Raw genomic sequence first — 22,043 nt, 5'->3', positions numbered from 1 at the left:
ATAAATCTTAAAAACACGTGAAAATTCAAAGGCTAATAAAATGCAACAAAATACGATGGTCATGTATCAGTTTGGTGAACGCCTACTTGTTTACAATGTAAACGTGTGTATATTGCAAATGATAAACGAATGTATCTGCAAGATTTTTAAGATGCATGAAACGAGATTTATAGGGGCAATGATATGAGCCAAGAAGAAAAGTTACCAAAGATTCTGATCGTTGAAGATGACGAGCGCTTAGCGCGATTAACTCAAGAATATTTAATTCGCAACGGTTTGGAAGTTGGTGTAGAAACTGATGGTAACCGTGCAATTCGTCGTATTATTAGTGAACAACCAGATCTAGTAGTTTTGGATGTCATGTTGCCGGGTGCCGATGGCTTAACAGTTTGCCGTGAAGTTCGTCCACATTACCATCAACCGATTCTGATGTTGACTGCACGTACAGAAGACATGGATCAAGTGCTTGGTTTGGAAATGGGCGCAGATGATTATGTTGCTAAACCAGTTCAACCACGTGTTCTTTTAGCGCGTATCCGTGCACTATTACGTCGCACAGATAAAACTGTAGAAGATGAAGTTGCTCAACGTATCGAGTTCGATGACCTTGTAATTGATAATGGCGGTCGTTCTGTAACGCTAAATGGTGAACTTGTTGACTTCACTAGCGCAGAATATGACCTATTATGGTTGCTTGCATCAAATGCTGGTCGTATCTTATCGCGTGAAGATATCTTCGAACGTTTACGTGGTATCGAATACGATGGTCAGGACCGTTCAATCGACGTCCGTATTTCACGTATTCGTCCAAAAATTGGTGATGATCCTGAAAATCCAAAACGTATTAAAACAGTACGTAGTAAAGGTTACTTGTTCGTTAAAGAAACCAATGGGTTATAAGATCTGAATAAACTTCCTATAAGGTTGGTCGAGTGTTTAAACACAGTATATTCCTGCGAATATATGCGGGACTGGTAATTCTTGTTGTTTTGGTGGCTGTCTTTGGTTATTTGCTTGTACAAATTATCAATTATCAACGGGCACAAGAATACCGAGAATCTTTAACTGATGGTATTTCTTATGTCATTAGTGAGGGAGTCGCTCGACAACCGGGGAAACAACAGAAAATAGACTGGGTTTCAGATGCGTCAGATTTATTGGAACTTCCAATTTACTATACTGATGCAAGCAAGGTTGAGTTATCTCGTACCGAGAAAAAACGAATCGAAGCTCAAAAGTCTGTTGTCCGTTACGATGCCAGTAATAGTATTGCGTATATCATTATTGGCTTGCGTGACGACCCTCAGCATTTTTTATCTATAAAAGTCGACAAAATTACTGAGCGCCAAATGAAGGCTCTCCCTATTTTTGTACTTGATTATCTAATGTTTTATCCGGGGCAAGAACAAGAATATCTTGCCAAGATTCAAAAGCATTTCTCTTACCCAATTAATATCTACAATATTCAAGATATCAATCTGGACTCCGAACAAATTGGTCGTTTACGCCAAGACCAAAGCGTTATGTTGTACAAAGACAGTGCGACAGTCCGCGGTACAACCATTTCAATCGTCTCTCCAATTCCGAATCAGCCTACACGGGTTCTCGTGCTTGGACCGGTTCCGATGTTTAACTGGATGCCTTTGCAGCTTTCAGCAGGGATTACTTTATTTAGCTTATTTTTGCTGAGTCTAGGTGTTTATGGGTTGATCTTGCCGCTAGAGCGTAAAATTCGCCAAGTACGTTATGCATTAAACCGTATGAAGTCTGGTGATTTGTCATTGCGTGTTCCTATTGAAGGAAGTGACGAAATGGCAAACTTGGCATCAAGTTATAACAACATGTCTGATCATATTCAGCGCTTAATCGAGGCTCAGCGTGAGTTAATGAGAGCGGTATCTCATGAGCTTAGAACGCCTGTTGCCCGTATTCGCTTTGGTACAGAGATGTTGGCGGAAGAAGATGACTACAACCATCGTATGCATCAGGTCGACATGATTGATAAAGATATTGAAGCACTCAATACTTTAATTGATGAAATCATGACTTATGCAAAACTAGAGCAGGGTACACCTTCACTAGATTTTGATGAAATTACTTTATTTGATGTGTTAGATCAGGTTGCAGTTGAAACCGAAGCTTTAAAAACGCAAAAAGAAATTGAACTTGTTGCTCCTCCACTTTATGTAAAAGTAGATGCTGAGCGCCGTTATTTACATCGTGTTGTTCAAAACTTGGTGGGTAATGCAGTTCGTTATTGTGATAATAAAGTTCGGATTACCGGTGGTATCCACAGTGATGGCATGGCCTTTGTTTGTGTTGAAGATGATGGCGCAGGTATTCCTGAACAAGACCGTAAAAGAGTATTTGAAGCTTTTGCCCGTCTAGACGATAGCCGTACGCGTGCGTCGGGTGGTTATGGTTTAGGGTTGTCTATCGTAAGTCGTATTGCCTATTGGTTTGGTGGTGAAATTAAAGTGGATGAAAGCCCAACCTTGGGTGGCGCTCGTTTTATTATGACATGGCCAGCAAAACGCTTTAAACAGCCTCCTTTAAAAGCCAATAAAAAAGCACCTTCATAAGGTGCTTTTTTATTAATCTACTTATAGTTGGGTTGCATCTGGTTCCAAAATAGGTTTTCCGCTTCTTAAGCTGGTTAACGCATCGGAATTAAAATCGATCAGTAACGAATTGTTTTTTGCATCAATCTGGTATTTTTGAATAAGAGGTTGATCTCCATTAAGTGTTTCTATTTTATATTCATCTGCAATATGCAAAATACCTTCTAGGTTTGTTGTCGTTGACGCAAAATCCTGTCTAAATATTTCATAGACATCCCGCAAGTCAAAAATTGCATTGTTGGCATCTGGATGTTTGTGAATATAGCTTTCTATATGTCGCACCAGTAATTGTGCAAACAAGTAGTAGTTTGGTTTATGCGTATATTCTAGAGTCATGCATTTTTCTCCTTATTATCTGTTATTAGCATACATGGCAAAACACAGGTTATTGTATAAAATTCATTACACTAGATGATGAAATGAAAAAGTTATAAAGATATAAACACTCGATTACGTCCTTGGCGTTTTGCTTGATATAAAGCGTCATCTGCTTCTTTAAATAAACTTTCAATAGCTCGATGGGACGATGGGGAATATAAGCTTATCCCAATACTCACCTGTATAAAAATTGGTAATTTTCCATAAATATAAATCGGTTGCTGACTAATTTTAATTCGAATTTGTTCAGCCAGTTCAAATGCACTTTCCTTGGTGGTATCTGCAATAAAAATGGCAAACTCTTCACCTCCAAAGCGACCTAATAAATCATGAGGATGTAAAATATTTTGAATCGTGGTGACACAAGTTTGTAGCGCCCGATCACCGATTTGATGACCATAGTTGTCGTTAACTTGCTTAAAGTGGTCGACATCAAGCATGAAAAAAGCTGAGGTCTTATTTTCTTTTTGTACTTTTTCTTGAAGTAATCTGACCGACTGTAAAAACTGGCGTCGAGTCAGACTTGAAGTTAGCTCATCATGTGCAATGGCATGTTGAAGCTTTTGAATTAACTCTGAATGCAAAACACTAATACTAGAAACCGTAAGTGGGGCAATCGTCATCATAATTAACCCAATTCGGATTGAGATCGTATTGCTGAAATATTCGTTTGGATAGAGCAAAAGGTAATGTCCAGAGACATGATAAATAATATAAGCACTGGTAAAGCTGGTAATGAGTGCAACAACAATAGGTTTGTAGCGAATAGCACACCAGATCAGTGCAGCAATCGGGTAGAGGAGTGAACCTGGGCCAGAGTCATAATAGCTAGCAGCAATCGAAATAAGCACAGCGCCAAAAGGTAAAAGGTCGGTTGGTTGTAGGCCACGATTTCTTGAAAAGTAATGCTTAACCTGACTATATTGAGGGATGTTCAATATGATAGGTAAAAGAAGCAAGGCATTTTGCAGTTCTGAAGTAAACCAGTAACCAAACTCATCCAACAAGCCACCAATCATAAATTTGGTATTAAACATAGGCACGAAAGTTGCTGCAAACAATGCACCTACTACGCTACCTATAGCGCATAATCCAAATAAAAAAAGGTAGGAATAACCGCGATAGGCCGCCTTAATATGTTGATTAAAAAACATATAGAGCGCAAACGTAGTAACAACATAAAGAAAGTTTGATGTTGTTAAAACAAGTGTGAGAGCAAATGGAGTGCCCTGAAATAAGTCAGCAATCACATATCCTATATAGGCACCTAAAAATGTGCTTGGTCGGCGTGTGATTGGGAAACGAATAAGCAACCCGAGCAAAACCGAATTGGCAGGCCAAAAGAATGCAAGAAAACTTAAAGGGCGAGATGCGATGCCAATGAAACAACATGTCGCAATAATGAAGCTAAATAGGAGAAAAAATTTTAAAAAGGAGAGAAATGAAAATTCACGAAGTGAGTATGGCATCAGCTGCCCTTAATGATAAATACTCTTATCCAAGAGTAATAAAATATTATGCATGATTAAACATTCATCATAATTCAGAGGAGAAGCTGAATACAATAAAAAACAAACTAATATTATAAAAAAGTAAGTTATAAAAAGTTAATAAGCGCTTCAACTGTGTAAATATTCTAAAATTAAAAAATGAAAAAAATCATCATAAATAAAGAAACAATTAAATAAACCGATTATGTGCGGTGAAACCCCCCTTACAACACATAGATGAATAGTTTTGTCTAGAAAATCATCCGAAAGACTAAGACGCTTCAACTAGCATGGGAAATTAGAAATCAGGTACAATTGGCGGGATTAATTTTGTGTTTGGTGTATTTGAAGGCCAATACATACATTCTTTGTTAAATAATAGGCCTGCCAGGAGTTATCCCCGCATGAGTGCCATTACTCCATACGACTGGGCGATTATCGCCTTCGTGATCGGCGTTACATTTCTTTGCGTCTTTATGCTCACAGTTCCCTTACTCCTCGGGGGAAAATCGTGGGGACGTGCTAAGCAAGAGCAGTTTGAATCAGGTGTCGTGAGTGCTGGTGGCGCTCGCATTCGCCTGTCTGCAAAGTTCTATTTAGTTGCAATTTTCTTTGTTGTCTTCGACTTAGAGGCACTTTACCTCTATGCATGGTCTACTTCTGTGCGTGAAGTTGGGTGGTTGGGATATACCACTGTAGTGATCTTTGTCGTTGATTTATTGATTGCGCTTGTTTATGCCTTCTCTGTAGGTGCTTTAAGTTGGTCACCAGCAGATCGCCGTAAATCAGCAGGTGAGGCGGTTAAAATCGGTTCACCAACAATGAACATTGCTGAAATTACACGCTTTAATTCTATTGAAGAGCTCGTAACTGACCCTACAGGCCAGATCCCAGCTCAATCATCAGGTCGTGTTAAGTCAAAAACTACACCTGCATTGTCATCTGAAAAGGAGTAAGTCGGGATGAAATATACTCTGACCCGCGCGAATCCGGATGCTGATCAATACCCATTGCAAGAACGTCAAATTGTGACGGATCCGCTTGAAGAGGAAGTGAATAAAAACGTATTCATGACTCGTTTAGAGGATGTCTTGCATACAGCAGTAAACTGGGGACGTAAAAACTCTTTGTGGCCATTTAACTTTGGTACCTCATGTTGTTACGTCGAATATGCAACGACCTTAACAGGTGTGCATGACTTGTCACGTTTCGGTGCAGAGGTTATCCGTGCTTCACCTCGTCAGGCTGACTTGATGATTGTTGCAGGTACCTGTTTCGTAAAAATGGCACCAGTTATTCAGCGTCTGTATGAACAGATGTTAGAGCCTAAATGGGTCATTTCGATGGGTGCTTGTGCAAACTCTGGAGGTATGTACGACATCTATTCAGTAGTACAAGGTGTAGACAAAATTATTCCTGTTGACGTGTACGTCCCAGGTTGTCCGCCTCGTCCTGAAGCATTAATTCAAGCTTTAATGCTTTTACAAGACCAGATTCAATTAGAGCGACGCCCGCTTTCTGCCGTGATCGGTGATGATCTTCAGCCAGTATATAAGCCAAAGATGATGCCAGAACGTGACCGTAAGAATGCTGAGCGTATTGCCGTTAAAAACTTACGCTCTATGGATGAGATTAAATAATTTTTTGACGGTGTTTTGACATATCTAACTGATATGTTCATCGAGAAAATTGACAGAATTTGTATTAAATAGGAAGCCAAGCCAATGGCTGAAACTGACATTGCTATGCCAGAGTCAACAGCAGTTGATTCACGCCCAGCATTTGCAATCGTAGAAGAGCTCAAAACCAAATTTGGTGAGAACTTTTACGTGCAGGCGACTTTTGAAGAGTTTCCAACAGTCTGGGTCGAGCGCGCACGCGTGCAAGAAGTCCTTATGTTCCTGCGTAAAGTGGAACGTCCGTATGTAATGCTGTTTGACTTATCTGCGATGGATGAACGTTTACGTGTTCATCGTGATGGTTTACCAGCATCTGACTTCACTGTGTTCTATCATTTATTATCGCTTGAGCGTAATAGTGACATTCGTATCAAGGTTGCCTTGAACGAAAATGATCTAAACATTCCGACAGCGACAAATATCTGGCCAAATGCCAACTGGTATGAACGTGAAGCTTACGATATGTTCGGTATCAATTTTGAAGGGCATCCAATGCTCCGTCGTATTTTGTTGCCAACCTATTGGGAAGGTCATCCGCTTCGTAAAGAATATTCAGCACGTGCGACAGAATATACGCCGTACATGCAAGACAAAGCGAAACAAGACTTTGAACAAGAGCACTTACGTTTTGTACCAGAAGACTGGGGCCTTAAGCGTGGTAACGCTGATGAAGACTTCATGTTCTTGAACTTGGGTCCTAACCATCCATCTGCACATGGTGCGTTCCGTGTTGTATTGCAGTTAGATGGCGAAGAAGTGAAGGACTGTGTACCTGATATCGGTTATCACCACCGTGGTGTGGAAAAGATGGCTGAACGTCAAACATGGCATTCTTTCATTCCCTATACTGACCGTGTTGACTACTTAGGTGGTTGTGCTCAAAACATGCCGTATGTGATGGCTGTTGAGCAAATGGCAGGTATTAAAGTTCCTGAACGTGCGCAAGTGATTCGTGTCATGTTGAACGAATTGTTCCGTATTAATAACCACTTATTATTCTGTGGTACGGCAATTCAGGATGCCGGTGGTATGACACCAGTATTCTATATGTTCGCAGACCGTCAAAAAGTTTACGACATTGTCGAAGCAATCACGGGTTACCGTATGCATCCAGCATGGTTCCGTATTGGTGGTACAGCACACGATCTTCCAAACAACTGGCAAAAGCTTGTTAAAGAATTGCTAGAGTGGATGCCTAAACGCTTAAACGAATACTACACAGCTGCATTGAAAAACTCTGTGTTTATTGGTCGTACGCGTAATGTTGCACAATACGATGCCAAATCTGCACTCGCATGGGGTGTAACTGGTACTGGTTTACGTGCAACAGGTATCGATTTTGACGTTCGTAAATATCGTCCATACAGCGGCTATGAAAACTTCGATTTTGATGTGCCGGTTGAGTATGAAGGCGATGCTTATGCACGTGTGCTTGTTCACTTCCGTGAAATTACCGAGTCGCTAAAAATTATTCAACAGTGCTTGGATAACATGCCTTCTGGTCCATACAAAGCGGATCATCCATTGGCTGTTCCACCACCGAAAGATAAGACATTACAAGATATTGAAACCTTGATTACGCACTTCTTGAGCGTTTCATGGGGTCCTGTCATGCCAGCGGGCGAGTCATCATTTATGACTGAAGTGGTTAAAGGTGCAAGTACTTACTACTTGACTTCAGATAAAGCGACCATGAGTTATCGTACTCGTATTCGTACACCGACGTTTACTCACTTACAGCAAATGCCTTCAGTGATTAACGGAAGTTTAGTGTCTGACTTAATCATTTATCTGGCGACCATTGACGTGGTTATGGCTGACGTGGATCGCTAAGAGGTAACACATAATGATGATTTTGACTGATAAAAAACCACGTGTGAATGTCGAAGGGATTTTGACTGCGGAAGAAATTCACGAAATCGAACATCACATTGGTCACTATCCATACCCTCGTGCAGCCTCTTTAGATGCATTGAAGTGTGTACAGCGCCGTAATGGTTGGGTAGATGACGCTCAAATGAATGCCATCGCACAGTTGTTGTCGATGAGTGTTGCTGATTTGGAAGGCGTTGCAACATTTTACAACCGTATCTATCGCCATCCGGTAGGTCGTCACGTAATTTTACTTTGCGACTCAATTGCTTGCTTCTTAATGGGTGCAGAAACTCTTGCTGAAGCATTCCAGCGTGAATTAGGAATTCAGTATGGTCAAACGACACCAGATGGTCGTTTTACATTGCTTCCAATTTGCTGCCTAGGTAACTGCGACAAAGGCCCAACTTTAATGATTGATGAAGATACTCATGGTTTAGTAGAAGTGACATCAATTAAACAGTTATTGGAGAAGTATGTATGAATACTGAACCAAAACCAATTTATGGCGACGGTAATCCAGAAACTCATCCGCTCACTTGGCGTTTAAGCAAACAAGAAGCGGTACGTAGTGCTGATGATTACGAAGCACTTGAAGGTTATGCTGGCTTTAAAAAAGCATTAGGCATGAAACCTGCTGAAGTGTTAGACGTCATTAAAGCTGCAACTGTAAAAGGTCGTGGTGGTGCGGGTTTCCCAGCGGGTATTAAATGGTCATTGATGGCACCAAATGATGGTGGTCCACGTTACTTGATCTGTAATGCCGACGAAATGGAACCGGGTACTTTTAAAGACCGTTTGTTGATGGAAAAACTTCCACATCAATTGATCGAAGGGATGTTAATTGCGGGTTATACCTTAGAAGCAACTCAAGGTTATATCTTTATCCGCGGTGAATACATCGAGGCAGCTCAATATCTAAATGAAGCATTAGAACAGATTCGTGCTAAAGGTTATTTAGGCGAAAACATCTTAGGTTCTGGCTGGAATTTTGATCTGCATGTACATACGGGTGCAGGGCGTTATATCTGTGGTGAAGAAACTGCATTAATTAACTCGCTTGAAGGCCGTCGTGCTAACCCACGTACTAAGCCACCGTTCCCGCAAGTTGCAGGAGCATGGGGCCGTCCGACGATTGTGAACAACGTTGAAACTTATAACAACTTGCCAGCAATCATGCTTCGTGGACCAGAGTGGTATATCGGTTTATCAGCTGGTAAATCAAAAGATCCAGGCACTAAAATTTATGGTGCATCGGGTAAAGTTAAATTCCCCGGTCTTTGGGAATTACCGTTTGGTACAACTGCACGTGAAGTAATTGAAGATCATGCAGGTGGTATGCGTGAGGGCTTAAAGCTCAAAGCATGGTTACCAGGTGGTGCTTCAACTGACTTTTTACCAGCAGATACCATTGATTTACCAATGGATGCAGACACGATTATGAAAGCAGGTTCTCGTTTGGGAACATGTTTGTTAATGGTGGTAGATGAAACCCAATGCATGGTATCGCTCACTCGTAACTTAGAAGAGTTCTTTGCGCGTGAATCATGTGGTTTCTGTACACCATGTCGTGATGGTTTGCCATGGGCTGTTAAAGCGCTTAAAGCACTTGAAGCAGGCGAAGGTAAGAAAGAAGATATCGACCATTTACAAGAACTAACTCGTAAATTATGGATTGGTAAAACTTTCTGTGCCCACGCACCAGGTGCGATGGAGCCGCTTATGGGCGCACTCAAACATTTCCGTGGTGAGTTTGAAGCGAAAGTGACGAATCGTCCTGTCGTGCAAACCAGCAACGTAGAACAAGCTTAAGGAATTCGACTATGGCTACAATTCATGTCGATGGAAAATCGTATGAAGTCAACGGCTCGGAAAACTTGCTACAAGCATGTTTGAGTCTGGGCATCGACATCCCATATTTTTGTTGGCATCCATCCTTAGGTTCGGTTGGTTCTTGCCGTCAATGTGCTGTTACGCAATATGCGAATCCAGAAGATACGCGTGGTCGTTTGGTCATGTCTTGCATGACACCAGCATCTGACAATACCTATATCTCAATTGAAGACAAAGAAGCAACGGATTTCCGTGCGTCTATTGTTGAATTTTTGATGACGAATCACCCGCACGACTGTCCAGTTTGTGAAGAGGGTGGTCACTGTCATTTACAAGATATGACTGTAATGACGGGTCATGATCGTCGACGCTACCGTTTTACAAAACGTACGCATTACAACCAAGAACTCGGCTCATTCATTGCGCATGAAATGAACCGCTGTATTGCTTGTTACCGTTGTGTTCGTTACTACAAAGACTATGCGGGCGGTACAGATTTTGGCGTATATGCCAATGCATCTCGTGTTTACTTTGGTCGTCCAGAATCAGGTACTTTAGAGTCTGAATTCTCTGGTAACTTGACTGAAGTATGTCCAACAGGTGTATTTACTGATAAGACTCATTCAGAGCGTTATAACCGTAAGTGGGACATGCAGTATGCACCAAGCGTGTGTCAAGGCTGTTCTTCTGGCTGTAACATTTCTCCGGGTGAACGTTATGGTGAAATCCGTCGCGTAGAAAACCGTTTTAATGGTTCGGTTAACCAGTACTTCCTTTGTGACAAAGGTCGTTTTGGCACAGGTTATGTGAACCGTGCAGACCGTCCACGTCAGCCTCAGTTCCGTAATGGTGAAACTGTTGCAACTGTTTCTGTCGATCAAGCTCTCGATCAAGCGATTGCTAAGCTTCAAGGCAAAAAAGTTTTGGGTATTGGTTCTCCTCGCGCAAGCTTGGAATCGAACTACGCATTACGTGAGCTTGTAGGTCAGGCAAATTACTCAACTGGTATTGCACAAAAAGAGCAAAAGCTTGTTGAACTTGCTGCATCTATCATGCAAACCGAGGGTATCTACAACCCGAATATGCGTGAAATTGAAAGCTATGATGCTGTTCTGATCTTAGGTGAAGACCTAACTCAAACTGCACCTCGCATGGCATTGTCTGTTCGCCAAGCTGCGAAAAACAAAGCGCGTGAAATGGCTGCAAAAACACGTACACCAGATTGGTTAGCTGAGCCTGTACAACGTATTGGCCAAGAAGCAAAATCTCCGGTTTACATTTTAGCTGCAACTCAAACTCGTCTTGCTGACGTTGCAACTGGTGAAGTGGTTGCTTCTCCAAATGACATCGCACGTTTAGGCTTTGCAGTTGCTGCGGCAGTGAATGGTGAAGTTGTCAGTGGTTTAGATGAAGATGCAAAAGCATTTGCTCAAACCATTGCTGACACTCTAAAAGCAGCAAACAAACCATTAATTATTGCGGGTACAAGCTTGCAAGATGCTTCTATTATGGAAGCTGCAGCACAGTTGACTCAGAACCTAGGTTCTAAAGCTGGTTTAAGTCTTGTAGTTCCTGAAGTGAACTCTATGGGCTTGGCATTGTTTGGTGGTTTAAGCCTTGAACAAGCATTTGCTCAAGACTACGACACACTTGTTATTGTTGAAAATGACTTGTTCCGTCGCTTACCAGCTGCACAAGTACAAGCTGCATTAGATAAAGCTGAAACAGTAATCGTGCTTGATCACAGTGAAACTGAAACTGTGAAACAGGCTGATATCGTTCTTTCGGCAGCAAGCTTTGCAGAGGGTGATGGTACTGTTGTAAGCCAAGAAGGTCGTGCACAGCGTTTCTATCAAGTTTACGATCCAAGCTACTACAAACCTGAATATGCAATTAAAGAATCATGGCGTTGGTTACATGCCATTGAAACTGGCATTAAAGGTAAGGCTGTAGATTGGACATTGCTTGACGATGTAATTGAAAGCATCGTGAAAAATGTACCAGTACTTGAAGCTATCCAAGATGTTGCGCCTGATGCAGGTTATCGTGTACATGGCTTGAAAATCGCGCGTGAACCACGTCGTTATTCAGGTCGTACAGCAATGCGTGCGCCTTTATCGGTTCATGAGCCTAAACAGCCTACCGATCCAGATTCAGCATTAACATTCTCAATGGAAGGTTATGTTGGTCCGCAAAAAGCATCATCATTAGTACCATTTGCATGGGCTCCGGGTTGGAACTCTCCACAATCTTGGAACAAATACCAGGATGAAGTCGGTGGTCACTTAAAAGGTGGTGATTCTGGGGTTCGTTTATTCGATCGCTTGGCAAAACGTCCTGCACGCAGCTACGTTGCTCCAGTGCCAGTAGTTGCAAACCCTGAAAGTTTCCGCTTAGTACCAATGCATCATATTTTTGGTTCTGGTGAATTCACGATTAAAACACCTGCAATGGAAACTCGTATTCCTGAAGCTGTGTTTGCAGTGGGCGAACAAGATGCAACTCGTTTAAACCTTCAAGAAGGTCAACGCATTACAGTAAAAGCAGGCGAAACGACTGTAAGCTTGCCTGTACAAGTAATTGAATATTTACCTACAGGTTATATTGGTTACCCAGTTGGCTTAGCACCAATGGTGTCACTAGCTGAGCCTGTTTCAGTGGCTTTAGGAGTGTAATTCATGAATCAAGAAATTATACGTCAAACGCCACTTTGGGCTGAGAACTGGCCGATTGCTTACGCTGTCGTTCAAGCAGTTGTGATTTTGCTTGTTGTGGTTTTAGTTGCGGCGTTGATGTCTTTTATTGAGCGTCGTTTACTTGCTTGGTGGCAAGACCGTTATGGCCCAAACCGTGTTGGTCCTGGTGGTATGTTCCAGATCGTTGCCGACATGCTCAAGATCATGTTCAAAGAAGACTGGACACCAAAATTTGCTGACAAACTTACATTCCGTTTAGCACCAGCTGTTGCAATGGCAACAGCGGTTCTTTCGTTCATGGTAATCCCAGTGAGTCCTTCACTGGGTGTTGCCGACATGAGTATCGGTTTGTTGTTCTTCATGGCGATGGCTGGTATTGCAGTCTATGCAGTATTGTTTGGTGGTTGGGCTTCAAATAACAAATACTCGTTGCTTGGTGGTTTACGTTCAGCCGCTCAAACTATTTCTTATGAAGTGTTCTTGGGTATTTCATTGATGGGTGTGGTTGCAATTGCAGGCTCATTTAACCTTCGTGAAATTGTTGAAGCACAACGTGATGTTTGGTTTGTCATTCCGCAATTCTTAGGTTTCTTGATTTTCGTAGTTGCTGGTGTTGCGGTAACTCACCGTCATCCATTTGACCAACCAGAAGCAGAACAAGAATTGGCAGAAGGTTACCATGTTGAATATGGCGGTATGAAATGGGGTATGTTCTTCGTTGCTGAATATGTCAACGTAGTACTGATCTCTGCATTGATCGTGACTTTATTCTTTGGTGGCTGGTTAGCGCCATTCAATTTAGAAATTCCATTTGTTCCACCAGTATTCTGGTTTGTGATTAAAACAGCATTCTTTGTAATGATGTTTGTATTGGCACGTGGTTCTTTAATGCGTCCACGTTATGACCAAGTCATGAACTTTGGTTGGAAAATTTGTTTGCCATTGGCGTTGGTCAACTTGTTAGTGACTGGTGCTGTGATTCTGATGAATCAGGCCTAGGACAGCAGGGAGTACAAAATGTATAAATTTCTAGCTGGATTCGGATCAATTGTACGTACGTTACTCATGGTGTTTAGCCATGCAACGCGTAAACGTGACACGATTTTATATCCAGAAGTTCCGGCTGAACAGATTGTGCCGCCACGCTTTCGTGGTCGTATCGTATTAACGCGTGACCCTGATGGGGAAGAGCGTTGCGTAGCATGTAACCTATGTGCGGTTGCATGTCCGGTTGGCTGTATCTCACTACAAAAAGCAGAAACAGAAGATGGTCGTTGGTACCCGGAGTTTTTCCGTATTAACTTCTCACGTTGTATTTTCTGCGGTATGTGTGAAGAAGCTTGTCCAACAACTGCGATTCAGCTCACACCAGACTTCGAGTTAGGCGAATATGTACGTCAAGACCTTGTTTATGAGAAAGAAAACTTACTCATTTCAGGTCCGGGCAAATACCCAGATTACAACTTCTACCGTGTAACGGGTATGGCAATTAACGGTAAAGAGAAAGGTCAAGCACAAAAAGAAAGTGCACCAATCGATGTACGGAGTCTATTACCATGATGTGGCCGTTTTATTTGATGGCACTCGTGGCCATCGTTTCTACGGTTCGTGTAGTGACTAACACGAACCCTGTACACGCTCTACTTAGTCTAATTGTTTCATTGCTTGCTGTTGCTGGTATTTTCATGATCGTGGGGGCGCCTTTTGCAGGTGCTCTTGAAATCATCGTTTATGCCGGAGCAATTATGGTTCTGTTTGTCTTCGTGGTGATGATGCTTAACTTAGGTCAACACACCGTTGAACAAGAACGCAAATGGCTTTCTTCAGATGCTTGGGCATATCCAGCACTCATGAGTTTCTTACTCGGCTTGCTTTTAGTTTGGATGCTTGGTGGTGAATACACCACTATTTCAGCACCGCTTGGGGCACAAGTGATTGGACCAAAAGTAGTTGGTCAAGCACTCTTTACTCACTATTTATTATTGGTTGAAGTTGCCGCGATGTTATTGCTAGCAGCCCTTGTTGCAGCATACCACTTAGGTAAACGTGAACCAGGTGCAGAAGAGGAAAAAGAATAATGGGCCAGATTCCTTTAGAACATGGTTTGATTGTTGCAACCATCCTTTTTGCACTCGGTTTTTACGGTGTAATGGTGCGACGCAACCTATTATTTATGTTAATGAGCCTTGAAATCATGATGAATGCTGCAGCATTGGCATTTGTTCTTGCGGGTAGCGTATGGGCACAACCAGATGGGCAAGTGATGTTCATCTTGATTTTGACCCTTGCAGCAGCAGAGGCATGTATCGGTCTTGCGATTGTCCTTCAGTTCTATCATCGCTTCCATCATTTGGATGTGGATGCTGCTAGTGAGATGCGCGGATGAGTTATTTATATCTAACAGTATTATTTCCGCTAATCGGTTTTATTTTATTGGCGGCAGGACGAGACAAACTCTCTGAAAATGTTGCAGCAGTTATTGGTGTAGGTTCTGTAGGTTTATCTGCATTATTTGCACTCATTGCTGGAGTGGCATTTACCACGAGTGGTCAGCAAGTTTTTGTTCAAAACTTGTGGGCATGGTTCAATGTTGGCGGTTTTGCGCCGGGCATTAGCTTACATTTAGATGGCTTATCTTTACTCATGATGGGTATGATCACGGGTGTTGGTTTCTTAATCCACATCTTTGCATCATGGTACATGCGTGGTGAAGAGGGTTATGCGCGTTTCTTCTCTTATTTCAACCTGTTTGTTGCAAGCATGTTTGTGCTTGTATTGGGTGACAACTTGGCGTTGTTATTCTTGGGTTGGGAAGGTGTAGGTCTTTGCTCTTACTTGCTGATCGGTTTCTATTATGCAAACCCTGCAAATGGTTGGGCTGCGATCAAAGCGTTTACAGTGACCCGCGTTGGTGACGTATTCTTGCTTATTGCTTTATTCTTGCTTTACCAACAATTTGGTACGCTGAATACTCAGTACATCGTTGAACACGCAGCAGAAGTAATGACGAAGAGTTCGTCACTTACCATCTGGACTGCATTAATGTTGTTCTTGGGTGCTGCTGGTAAGTCTGCTCAAATTCCATTGCAAACATGGTTGGCAGATGCGATGGCAGGTCCAACACCTGTTTCTGCATTAATCCACGCTGCAACAATGGTAACGGCTGGTGTGTACTTATGCTGTCGTCTATTCAGCGTATTTGAACTTGCTCCTGAAGTGATGCAATTCATTTCAGTAACTGGCGCGGTAACGTTGTTAGTTGCAGGTTTTGCTGCACTTGTACAAACGGACATCAAACGTATCTTGGCTTACTCAACAATGAGTCAGCTTGGCTATATGTTTATGGCTGTAGGTGCTGAAGCTTATCAAGCTGGTTTGTTCCACATGTTGGCTCACGCATTCTTTAAGGCATTATTATTCTTGTCTTCTGGTGCGGTTATTCTGGCTTACCATCACGAGCAAAACATTTTCAAAATGGGTGGTTTGTTCAGACGTAACAAATTCCTGTTTGCTTGTTTCGCGATTGGTGGCGGTGCATTAGCAGCTATTCCATTCTTAACTATTGGCTTCTTCTCTAAAGATGCGATTCTTGGTGAAGTTTGGGTACAAGGTCAATCAGTTGCTTTATATCACACCTTATATTGGGTGGGTGTAGCGGGTGCATTCCTGACTTCAATCTATACATTCCGTTTAATCTGGGTTGTATTCTTTGGTCAAGAAAACACGCCTTACCATGAAATTAAAGGTGCAACTTACTGGGCTCCATTGGGTATTTTAGCTGTATTGTCTACTTTTGTTGGTGCGGTATTAAAAGCACCAGTAGCAGGTATTCTGAATACTGCAAAAATCCCTGAATTCCATGTCGCTGAACAATTTGTGGAAGGCATGCATGGGGCAGAGCACTTAGCAGTAGGTATTGCACTAGTTGGTCTAGTTGTTGGTATAGCATTATTTACATTTGCTTATGGTGCAGTGAAATCATTTGCTCAAACAAGTTTGGGTTCAGGTTTGGCACATATTTGCCGTACCGCTTTTGGTTTTGATGCATTGTATGACATCGTTTTTGTTAAACCTTATTTATTCTTCGCCAAAATCTTTGGCCGTGATCCGATTGACGGTTTGTGGTTAGTTCTTCCTGCGCTCGTGAAAGGCGGAAACAGTTTTACAAGCTCACGTCAAACAGGTTCATTGCGTGAATACGCATCAAGTATGTCACTCGGTGTAGTGGTGTTATTGATGATCTTGATCGTTATTCAGGTAGTGGGGAAATAAAATGGAAAACAATTTAATTTTACCCGCGCTGATCCTTGTTCCGTTCATTGCCGGTTTTATTTGTTGGTTAGTCGATAAGCTCGACAAAACTTTGCCACGCTGGATTGCCTTAATTGGTATGCTCATTACTTTGGGCTTAGGTCTTGCGCTTTGGCAAAGTGGAACTTATAGCTACGAGTTGGGTTCTAAAATCCCAACTTGGTCTGCTGAGTTCTATTTACCGTGGATTCAATCACTCGGTATTGGCATTCACTTAGCTGTGGATGGCTTATCTTTACTCATGGTGTTATTAACAGCGTTACTTGGTGTACTTGCTGTTGGTTGTTCATGGGGCGAGATTCAAAAGAACGTTGGTTTCTTCCACTTAAACCTATTATGGAGTTTAGGTGGCGTTATCGGTGTATTCTTAGCGATTGACTTGTTCTTGTTCTTCTTCTTCTGGGAGATGATGCTTGTACCAATCTACTTCTTGATTGCGTTATGGGGTCATAAAGGTTCAAACGGTCGTTCACGTGTTTACGCTGCTACTAAGTTCTTCCTTTACACGCAGATTGCTGGTCTGGTGATGTTAATCGGTATCTTAGGTCTTGTAGTTTATGGCTACATGATGACGGGCATGATCGGTTTTGATTACAACTATTTATTAGCTGTAGCTAACCATTTACCTGCAGGCTTAGCGTACGGTTTCATGATCTGTTTCTTCATTGGTTTTGCGGTGAAGTTACCAGTATTCCCATTACACGGTTGGTTGCCAGATGCGCATGCTCAAGCTCCTACAGCAGGTTCTGTAGACTTAGCGGGTATCTTGATTAAAACAGCTGCGTATGGCTTGCTTCGTTTTGTTATTCCATTCTTCCCGACAGCTTCTGCACAGTTTGCAGACATTGCGATTATTTTCGGTTTGATTGGTATTTTCTACGGCGCATGGTGTGCTTACCAGCAAACTGACATGAAACGTTTACTTGCGTATACGTCGATTTCACACATGGGCTTTATCTTACTTGCAATCTATGCAGGTAATATTTTGACCTTCCAAGGTCTAATGATCATGATGTTGGCACATGGTTTGTCATCAGCTGCATTGTTCATTATGTCTGGTCAAATCTATGAACGTTTACATACACGTGATTTACGTTTAATGGGTGGTCTTCGTGGCCAGCTTCAGTACTTGCCATTTTTCTTGATGTTCTTCGTTGCTGCTCTTGTAGGTGTACCAGGTTTAGGTAACTTTATTGGTGAATTCCTGATTTTGATGGGTTCATTTAATAAATATCCTGTCTTTACGATTCTTGCTTCTATCAGCCTTGTATTTGCAGGTTTATATGGCTTGATCTTGATTCACCGTGCTTTATTTGGTGAACCAAATCCTGAACAAAAGCAACATTACACTAGTCCATTGAAAGACTTATCTGCTCGTGAAGTTGGTATTTTGATGATTTGTGCGATTGGTCTCGTTTGGCTTGGTATCTACCCACAAACATTCTTGGATGTATCTCATTCAAGCATGCAGTGGTTGGTCAATAGTTATGTGCCAGTACAAGAAGTCGTTGAAACTGTTCAGCAAACAGCTACTCAACTTGACCATGTGGAGATCCAATAATCATGAACTTCACAGTATCATTCTCTACGCTTATGCCTTTAGCTCCGGTGATGATTGTTGCTTTGACAACAATCGTCGTCATGCTGTTAATTTCAATTAAGCGTAATCATAATTTAATCGCAACAGCTTCTGTTGTTGGTTTAAACCTTGCTGCACTTTATATTTTATTTGCAGTATTTGGCGGTAAGTTTGTACCGGCAAATGTGATGGGCATGTTTATGGTTGATCCATTTACCATGTTCTATCAATTTATGATTTTGATTGCGGCATTGGCATGTTGTACTTTGTCTCATGCTTACATTGAAACGTATAAAGACAACCGCGAAGAGTTATATCTTTTGTTACTTGCTTCAGTAGCAGGTGCAATGTTGATGGTTGCAAGCTCTCACTATGCATCGTTCTTCATTAGCCTTGAGTTAATGTCGATTCCTGTATATGGCTTACTTGCTTATACTTATCAACGTAGTAACTCACTTGAAGCGGGTATTAAATACCTTGTACTTTCAGCGACAGCTTCGGCAATGTTGTTGATGGGTATGGCATATATCTATGCATATACAGGTTCGCTTTCATTCTATGATTCTGTACAAGCATTATTTGAAGCAATCAAACAGCCAATGGTGTTATTAGGTTTAGCACTTATTATCTTTGCTGTTGCATTTAAATTATCGCTTGCGCCGTTCCATAAATGGACACCGGATGTATATGCAGGTGCACCAGCGCCAATGGCAACTTTCTTAGCGACTGCTGCTAAAGTTGCAACAATTGGTTTGTTCGTGCGCTATATGCTTGCTTCAGGCGCAATGATGGTGAACTCGTTAGTAACTATTTTGACGATCATTGCTGTATTGTCGATTTTAGTTGGTAACTTACTCGCTGTTCGTCAAGTTAACTTAAAACGTATTCTTGGTTATTCATCTATTGCTCACTTTGGTTATTTGTTAATTGCTTTAATTAGCATGACTTATGCGAGCTTGGGTAGCGTAACTGTATATGTGGTGTCTTATGTATTAACAACTATTGGTGCCTTTGGTGCAGTAGCGTTAATGTCTAGCCCATATAACAACGTAGATGAAGCACAAAGCCTTGCAGACTACCGTGGTTTATTCTGGCGTCGTCCAGTACTTACAGCAACTTTAACAGTCATGATGTTGTCTTTGGCTGGTATTCCATTAACAGCAGGCTTCATTGGTAAGTTCTTGGTGGTAATGGCTGCTGTAACAACTCAACACTGGTTCTTAGCTGCAATGATTATTGTGGGTAGTGGTATCGGTTTGTACTATTACTTACGTGTGATGGTTGTAATGTATATGACACCACCAGAAACTCCTCGTATTGATGCAGATGCTCATTGGGGACAAAAAGTGGGTGGTTTAATGGTATTGGCTGCTGCTGCATTAGTTATTATTTTGGGTGTCTACCCAGATCCAATGATTAATTTGGCACTAAAAGCAGAAATTTTATCTCCATTACATTTCATGCTTTCACAACAGTAATTCTGGTGTACAAAAAAGCCTCCAAATCTGGAGGCTTTTTTTTATTGAGCGTTAAAAAAAGATTATAATAAATACGTTTTTATATTTTTAGGTAACATCTGTGGCCATTCAAGAAATTCGTCACCCACTTATTCGTCATAAATTAGGCTTGTTACGCCGTGCTGACATCAGTACTAAAAATTTCCGTGAGCTTGCTCAGGAAGTGACTATGTTATTGACTTATGAAGCAACAAAAGATTTACCAGTTGTGGATTGTGAAATTGATGGATGGGCTGGAACTGTTACTACTCAGCGTATTGCTGGTAAAAAAATAACGATTGTACCGATTTTACGTGCCGGAATTGGTATGTTGGATGGCGTACTTAATCTAATTCCAAGCGCAAAAGTGAGTGTTTTAGGTCTTGAGCGTAATGAAGAAACATTAGAAGTTCGCACGTATTACAAAAAATTAGTTCCGGATGTGGCTAATCGTCTTGCGATGATTATTGACCCAATGCTAGCAACGGGTAATTCGTTAGTTGCTGCTATTGATGTGTTAAAGGCAAGTGGTTGTAAAGATATCCGTGTTATGGTGTTGGTTGCTGCACCTGAAGGCGTTGCTAAAGTTGAAGCAGCTCATCCGGATGTGCAAATTTATACGGCATCTATTGATAATGGCTTAAATGAACAAGGTTATATTGTTCCTGGCTTGGGTGATGCTGGCGATAAAATTTTTGGTAGTGTACAAAAAGATTAATTTTTTGAAATAGCATTAAAAAGAGACTTCATTCAACCGTATAATTTTAAAAACGGAATCGTGAGTCTCTTTTTTATTTACTGCAACGACTGGATTAGAAAAGTAGGGGAAAGATCATGAAGCAAGAGTTTTATACTGGATGGGTAAAACAATATAACCCTGATAAAGGGTTTGGTTTTATTGAAACTACTGAAGGAGATATTTTCTTTCATATTTCTGATTTCCCTGCATCGGAGGGCGAACCGAAAAGAAATGAAAAAGTGAGATTTCTTGCCGCAGATAATCAGGGCAAATTTAAAGCGATCAAAATTGAGCGTGTTGACCCGAATCCTGCGAAAACCAAGAAAAATAAAATTGCAGATCACAATAAAGCGATCACAAGCGAATTGCTATCAAATTTTCGACGCTAATCAACGAAAAGATCAGGTTTTAAACCTGATCTTCACAGAATTGTAAGAATGCTTTGAGACCTGGACCCTGATATTTTTGACGATGTACCAGCATATAAAGCGGACGGGTAAGCTGCCAGAATGGTGTATCTAAAATTACTAATTGTCCCTTTTCAATTAAAGGTTCAATGGCAAGTTTAGAAATACATGACATACCTAAACCACCAGCAACGATTTTTAAAATTGCTTCATTGTGACCTAGAGTTAAGCGAATATTCGCGTCTGGCAGATCTTGCAATATCGCATTATCAAATACTTCACGCGTTCCTGAACCTTCTTCACGTAAAATCCATTCGACTTGAAGAAAATCATGCGCTGTTAGAGGTCTATTTAAACGTGCTAACGGGTGATTTGGGGCACAGCAAACTGCAAGCTCATCATCACGCCAATGAATACATTGGAGTTGAGGTAAGTGACATGAGCCTTCAATTAAAGCTAAATCAAGTTGGAATTGATTGACTGCTTCAATCATTTGGCGTGTATTGCCCACTTGTAATTGCAAATGTGCTTTAGGATGATGCTGTAAAAAGTTTGCCATTAAATCTGGCATGAGGTAATCACTAATCGTTAAAGTGGCCCCAATACGTAAATCAATGCTTTGCAATTCACCTTTTGCAGCTTGCTCAAAAGCTTCACAGCGACCTAATATTTCTAATGCTTGAGGCAATAAAAAACGACCTAAATCATTAAGCTGTAATCGTTTACCTAAACGATCAAATAGAGGAGCACCAAGGCCATCCTCTAAATCGGCTAAAGCCATACTTGCTGCACTTTGCGTCAGTCTGACCGCATCACTCGCTTTGGTGACAGTTCCTTCTTGAGCGACTGCTACAAAAACAGCCAACTGGCGTAATGTCATGCGCATGTTTAAAAAGCCTTAACGTTTAAAAGTATTCATTATTTCGGCTGTCATGCTAACAT

Annotated in this window: 21 protein-coding genes; 18 read left to right on the top strand and 3 right to left on the bottom strand. The window is 41.5% G+C overall.

The annotated features are described in order from the left end of the window. Positions 1 to 4 precede the first annotated feature (4 nt). The 3 genes from MKL33_RS10815 to bfmS are packed head-to-tail and all read left to right on the top strand — an operon-like array spanning position 5 to position 2,582. Positions 5 to 187: a hypothetical protein gene (locus MKL33_RS10815; protein WP_031944149.1), complete on the top strand. Its 183-nt coding sequence runs from the start codon at positions 5 to 7 to the stop codon at positions 185 to 187. Continuing rightward, positions 184 to 900, top strand: a complete 717-nt coding sequence (bfmR, locus tag MKL33_RS10810) for a response regulator transcription factor BfmR (RefSeq protein ID WP_000076440.1) — start codon at positions 184 to 186, stop codon at positions 898 to 900. Before MKL33_RS10815 ends, bfmR begins: the two co-directional genes overlap by 4 nt. A gap of 32 nt (positions 901 to 932) precedes the next feature. Next, positions 933 to 2,582, top strand: a complete 1,650-nt coding sequence (gene bfmS, locus MKL33_RS10805) for a sensor histidine kinase BfmS (RefSeq protein WP_002120020.1) — start codon at positions 933 to 935, stop codon at positions 2,580 to 2,582. A 21-nt stretch (positions 2,583 to 2,603) separates the two neighbouring features. On the opposite strand, the gene MKL33_RS10800 is transcribed toward bfmS, so the two are convergent. Together MKL33_RS10800 and MKL33_RS10795 are read right to left on the bottom strand one after the other, a co-directional pair. Continuing rightward, a complete protein-coding gene (locus MKL33_RS10800; protein ID WP_002120022.1) occupies positions 2,604 to 2,957 on the bottom strand; it encodes a hypothetical protein in 354 nt (117 codons plus the stop codon). Between the two features lie 92 nt (positions 2,958 to 3,049). Then, the gene (locus tag MKL33_RS10795) at positions 3,050 to 4,468 is read right to left on the bottom strand and encodes a sensor domain-containing diguanylate cyclase (protein WP_005071095.1); all 1,419 of its coding nucleotides are present in this window, start codon (positions 4,466 to 4,468) and stop codon (positions 3,050 to 3,052) included. A 425-nt stretch (positions 4,469 to 4,893) separates the two neighbouring features. Here MKL33_RS10795 and ndhC point away from each other — a divergent pair, with 425 nt between their 5' ends. From ndhC to MKL33_RS10720, 15 genes are all read left to right on the top strand, one after another. Further along, positions 4,894 to 5,445, top strand: a complete 552-nt coding sequence (gene ndhC, locus MKL33_RS10790; protein ID WP_002120061.1) for an NADH-quinone oxidoreductase subunit A — start codon at positions 4,894 to 4,896, stop codon at positions 5,443 to 5,445. 6 nt (positions 5,446 to 5,451) lie between these two features. Further along, positions 5,452 to 6,129, top strand: coding sequence for a NuoB/complex I 20 kDa subunit family protein (locus MKL33_RS10785; protein WP_002120034.1), 678 nt, complete (start codon positions 5,452 to 5,454; stop codon positions 6,127 to 6,129). A gap of 84 nt (positions 6,130 to 6,213) precedes the next feature. Beyond that, positions 6,214 to 8,001, top strand: a complete 1,788-nt coding sequence (nuoC, locus tag MKL33_RS10780; RefSeq protein WP_002120052.1) for an NADH-quinone oxidoreductase subunit C/D — start codon at positions 6,214 to 6,216, stop codon at positions 7,999 to 8,001. Between the two features lie 13 nt (positions 8,002 to 8,014). Next, the gene (gene nuoE, locus MKL33_RS10775) at positions 8,015 to 8,524 is read left to right on the top strand and encodes an NADH-quinone oxidoreductase subunit NuoE (protein WP_002120040.1); all 510 of its coding nucleotides are present in this window, start codon (positions 8,015 to 8,017) and stop codon (positions 8,522 to 8,524) included. Beyond that, the gene (gene nuoF, locus MKL33_RS10770) at positions 8,521 to 9,852 is read left to right on the top strand and encodes an NADH-quinone oxidoreductase subunit NuoF (protein WP_002120030.1); all 1,332 of its coding nucleotides are present in this window, start codon (positions 8,521 to 8,523) and stop codon (positions 9,850 to 9,852) included. The genes nuoE and nuoF overlap by 4 nt, the downstream gene beginning before the upstream one ends. Before the next feature lie 11 nt (positions 9,853 to 9,863). Continuing rightward, positions 9,864 to 12,548: an NADH-quinone oxidoreductase subunit NuoG gene (gene nuoG / locus MKL33_RS10765; RefSeq protein ID WP_014205900.1), complete on the top strand. Its 2,685-nt coding sequence runs from the start codon at positions 9,864 to 9,866 to the stop codon at positions 12,546 to 12,548. Between the two features lie 3 nt (positions 12,549 to 12,551). Beyond that, positions 12,552 to 13,568: an NADH-quinone oxidoreductase subunit NuoH gene (gene nuoH, locus MKL33_RS10760; protein ID WP_004703499.1), complete on the top strand. Its 1,017-nt coding sequence runs from the start codon at positions 12,552 to 12,554 to the stop codon at positions 13,566 to 13,568. 18 nt (positions 13,569 to 13,586) lie between these two features. Next, a complete protein-coding gene (nuoI, locus tag MKL33_RS10755; RefSeq protein ID WP_002120012.1) occupies positions 13,587 to 14,129 on the top strand; it encodes an NADH-quinone oxidoreductase subunit NuoI in 543 nt (180 codons plus the stop codon). Further along, positions 14,129 to 14,647 (top strand): NADH-quinone oxidoreductase subunit J, encoded by a 519-nt coding sequence (gene nuoJ / locus MKL33_RS10750; RefSeq protein WP_014205902.1) that lies wholly within the window; start codon positions 14,129 to 14,131, stop codon positions 14,645 to 14,647. Before nuoI ends, nuoJ begins: the two co-directional genes overlap by 1 nt. Then, on the top strand, positions 14,647 to 14,955 hold the full coding sequence (gene nuoK, locus MKL33_RS10745) for an NADH-quinone oxidoreductase subunit NuoK (RefSeq protein WP_000529822.1): 309 nt from the start codon (positions 14,647 to 14,649) through the stop codon (positions 14,953 to 14,955). The genes nuoJ and nuoK overlap by 1 nt, the downstream gene beginning before the upstream one ends. Then, positions 14,952 to 16,841 (top strand): NADH-quinone oxidoreductase subunit L, encoded by a 1,890-nt coding sequence (gene nuoL, locus MKL33_RS10740; protein ID WP_270906937.1) that lies wholly within the window; start codon positions 14,952 to 14,954, stop codon positions 16,839 to 16,841. The genes nuoK and nuoL overlap by 4 nt, the downstream gene beginning before the upstream one ends. A 1-nt stretch (position 16,842) precedes the next feature. Beyond that, on the top strand, positions 16,843 to 18,441 hold the full coding sequence (gene nuoM / locus MKL33_RS10735; protein WP_002120006.1) for an NADH-quinone oxidoreductase subunit M: 1,599 nt from the start codon (positions 16,843 to 16,845) through the stop codon (positions 18,439 to 18,441). 2 nt (positions 18,442 to 18,443) lie between these two features. Then, entirely contained in the window at positions 18,444 to 19,937 is a 1,494-nt protein-coding gene (gene nuoN, locus MKL33_RS10730; RefSeq protein ID WP_002120035.1) for an NADH-quinone oxidoreductase subunit NuoN, read from the top strand. 100 nt (positions 19,938 to 20,037) lie between these two features. Beyond that, positions 20,038 to 20,673 (top strand): uracil phosphoribosyltransferase, encoded by a 636-nt coding sequence (gene upp / locus MKL33_RS10725; protein WP_002120045.1) that lies wholly within the window; start codon positions 20,038 to 20,040, stop codon positions 20,671 to 20,673. Positions 20,674 to 20,789: 116 nt separating this feature from the next. Next, positions 20,790 to 21,083 (top strand): cold shock domain-containing protein, encoded by a 294-nt coding sequence (locus MKL33_RS10720; RefSeq protein WP_005803269.1) that lies wholly within the window; start codon positions 20,790 to 20,792, stop codon positions 21,081 to 21,083. A gap of 19 nt (positions 21,084 to 21,102) precedes the next feature. On the opposite strand, the gene gigC is transcribed toward MKL33_RS10720, so the two are convergent. Continuing rightward, complete coding sequence (gene gigC / locus MKL33_RS10715; RefSeq protein WP_002120024.1) at positions 21,103 to 21,987, bottom strand: LysR family transcriptional regulator GigC; 885 nt, start codon at positions 21,985 to 21,987, stop codon at positions 21,103 to 21,105. Positions 21,988 to 22,043 lie beyond the last annotated feature (56 nt).

It is taken from the genome of Acinetobacter sp. AOR43_HL (genome assembly GCF_027854635.1).
Lineage (GTDB): Bacteria > Pseudomonadota > Gammaproteobacteria > Pseudomonadales > Moraxellaceae > Acinetobacter > Acinetobacter pittii.
The sequence above is the reverse complement of the archived record's forward strand: the minus strand, read 5'-3'. Positions and strand labels throughout refer to the sequence as shown.

Excerpts from the sequence above, each read along its gene's own strand:
- MKL33_RS10785 (WP_002120034.1), top strand. The coding sequence starts at position 5,452 with ATGAAATATACTCTGACCCGCGCGAATCCGGATGCTGATCAATACCCA.
- nuoK (WP_000529822.1), top strand. The coding sequence starts at position 14,647 with ATGGGCCAGATTCCTTTAGAACATGGTTTGATTGTTGCAACCATCCTT.
- nuoJ (WP_014205902.1), top strand. The coding sequence starts at position 14,129 with ATGTGGCCGTTTTATTTGATGGCACTCGTGGCCATCGTTTCTACGGTT.
- gigC (WP_002120024.1), bottom strand. The coding sequence starts at position 21,987 with ATGCGCATGACATTACGCCAGTTGGCTGTTTTTGTAGCAGTCGCTCAA.
- MKL33_RS10720 (WP_005803269.1), top strand. The coding sequence starts at position 20,790 with ATGAAGCAAGAGTTTTATACTGGATGGGTAAAACAATATAACCCTGAT.
- nuoF (WP_002120030.1), top strand. The coding sequence starts at position 8,521 with ATGAATACTGAACCAAAACCAATTTATGGCGACGGTAATCCAGAAACT.
- nuoM (WP_002120006.1), top strand. The coding sequence starts at position 16,843 with ATGGAAAACAATTTAATTTTACCCGCGCTGATCCTTGTTCCGTTCATT.
- nuoI (WP_002120012.1), top strand. The coding sequence starts at position 13,587 with ATGTATAAATTTCTAGCTGGATTCGGATCAATTGTACGTACGTTACTC.
- nuoC (WP_002120052.1), top strand. The coding sequence starts at position 6,214 with ATGGCTGAAACTGACATTGCTATGCCAGAGTCAACAGCAGTTGATTCA.
- nuoE (WP_002120040.1), top strand. The coding sequence starts at position 8,015 with ATGATGATTTTGACTGATAAAAAACCACGTGTGAATGTCGAAGGGATT.
- nuoG (WP_014205900.1), top strand. The coding sequence starts at position 9,864 with ATGGCTACAATTCATGTCGATGGAAAATCGTATGAAGTCAACGGCTCG.
- MKL33_RS10800 (WP_002120022.1), bottom strand. The coding sequence starts at position 2,957 with ATGACTCTAGAATATACGCATAAACCAAACTACTACTTGTTTGCACAA.
- bfmR (WP_000076440.1), top strand. The coding sequence starts at position 184 with ATGAGCCAAGAAGAAAAGTTACCAAAGATTCTGATCGTTGAAGATGAC.
- MKL33_RS10795 (WP_005071095.1), bottom strand. The coding sequence starts at position 4,468 with ATGCCATACTCACTTCGTGAATTTTCATTTCTCTCCTTTTTAAAATTT.
- ndhC (WP_002120061.1), top strand. The coding sequence starts at position 4,894 with ATGAGTGCCATTACTCCATACGACTGGGCGATTATCGCCTTCGTGATC.
- nuoH (WP_004703499.1), top strand. The coding sequence starts at position 12,552 with ATGAATCAAGAAATTATACGTCAAACGCCACTTTGGGCTGAGAACTGG.
- nuoL (WP_270906937.1), top strand. The coding sequence starts at position 14,952 with ATGAGTTATTTATATCTAACAGTATTATTTCCGCTAATCGGTTTTATT.
- nuoN (WP_002120035.1), top strand. The coding sequence starts at position 18,444 with ATGAACTTCACAGTATCATTCTCTACGCTTATGCCTTTAGCTCCGGTG.